At 31.4% G+C, this 245-nt stretch carries 1 protein-coding gene; it reads right to left on the bottom strand.

Annotation, left to right across the window (positions count from 1 at the left end; translation table 11 throughout):
- Positions 1–245: winged helix-turn-helix domain-containing protein (locus ACWA1B_RS23350; RefSeq protein WP_456911067.1), on the bottom strand; the 245-nt coding region annotated here is incomplete at both ends.

Raw genomic sequence — 245 nt, 5'->3', positions numbered from 1 at the left:
GTAAATTTCTTATATGAGAGTCCACTGTACGATTATCAACATCCGCAGTCAGTCCCCAAATGTGTTCGATTATTTGTTCTCTACTAAAGACATGATTTTGATGCGTCAAAAACATGTCCAATAAGTTGAATTCAATTGGTGTAACTTCCAGCAATTTTTGATTAATCCAAATTTGAAACCTTTCTTTATCCAAGGATAAGTTTTTAAAATCAATTTTATCAGAAAGGCTTGTTCGTCTTAAAATA

The organism is Flavobacterium xizangense, assembly GCF_054075145.1.
Note: the sequence above shows the minus strand (reverse complement) of the source record. Positions and strands in the feature narration are given on the sequence as shown.